Below are 1,120 nucleotides of genomic sequence, written 5' to 3'. Positions count from 1 at the left end.
ATGTGGCTCACGCAGTAGCATTAAATGAACACAGAGCATTATTCCCACTCACTTCAGTTTCACCAGTCGAAGGTGCTTCTTTGACTTCTGGCCAAATTGTAGAGCAGGGCTTCATAGGAGATCATTCCGATATTGGTGGAGGTTGGAAAGAAGGTGATTTATCCGATATCCCTCTTCAGTGGATGGTTCAGCAGGCAGAGTCTGCTGGTGTTTCAATGGGGGATCTTGATGATGAGTACAAAACCGTCGAGAATCCATTGATCCATGACAAAAGAGGTATCTTGGCCCGTGGGGACAGGGATATTTATTATCCAAATGATCCAAATTTTACACCAGGGCAGAATTGTCTTAGAGAAGATCGAAACGGAAACTGCATTCAAAGAGAACCATTACGACCGACTCAGAGACAGTCAACAGCACCACAATTTCCTGATTTGGAGCACATGATCATTGAAAGTCCTCAGGATAACGATGTTCGAGGTACAGTTGATATGACTAAATATCTGGAGTGGTTGAGTAATAGTGGGGTGTTGTCGAATGGTTAAAGCCAAAAAGAAAGCAGCATCTGATTATAAAGCATTACTGGTTGCTCTTACTGTTCTTTTAATTTCTGGATGTAGTCAAATGAAGTACTACAATTTTGTTGTTCATAATGATTCAGAGTCAGATATCTACAATATAGAAGTTATTAGTAATAAAGAGGAAAGCCTATATCCAGGACATCCAGGTTCCTATGCTTTTCTAGAGAAAGGGCATGCAGGGGGAACGGTTTCTTTACCAATGGAGTCGGTTCCTGATTTAGTCCATATTCAATGGAAAAATCATAAAAATGGCTCTTTGTTCAAAAAAATAATTAATCTGAAAGAGTTACTGCCGAATCATTTCTTGGGAGATGTATTTTTCAGCATCACGGGAAAAGATAATATTTTTCTGTCGTGGGTTCAGACAAAGAGCAATTACCGATCTCTTGACTGTGGTGGCTATATCTTTGAAAAGTACTACTATCGAGCCAAACCTAAAATTGATAAAAATATAGCTGATTGGCAGAGTTATCTTAAACAGAAAGAAGCTGATCTCAAGGCTGGCTTGACGGATAAATACAAAAAACCGAAGTATTACG

At 39.5% G+C, this 1,120-nt stretch carries 2 protein-coding genes; both read left to right on the top strand.

The window, feature by feature from the left end; all coding sequences use genetic code 11:
* Positions 1 to 545, top strand: a 545-nt coding sequence (locus ACO6UY_RS24720; RefSeq protein WP_422491715.1) for a phospholipase effector Tle1 domain-containing protein, incomplete at its 5' end; no start/stop codon positions are given.
* The coding region (locus tag ACO6UY_RS24715; RefSeq protein ID WP_422491713.1) for a hypothetical protein at positions 538 to 1,120 on the top strand (583 nt) is incomplete at its 3' end. The genes ACO6UY_RS24720 and ACO6UY_RS24715, both read left to right, overlap by 8 nt.

Source organism: Endozoicomonas sp. ALE010 (assembly GCF_049310165.1).
In the GTDB taxonomy this organism is placed as follows: domain Bacteria; phylum Pseudomonadota; class Gammaproteobacteria; order Pseudomonadales; family Endozoicomonadaceae; genus Endozoicomonas.
This window is presented reverse-complemented; position numbering and strand designations above follow the sequence as displayed.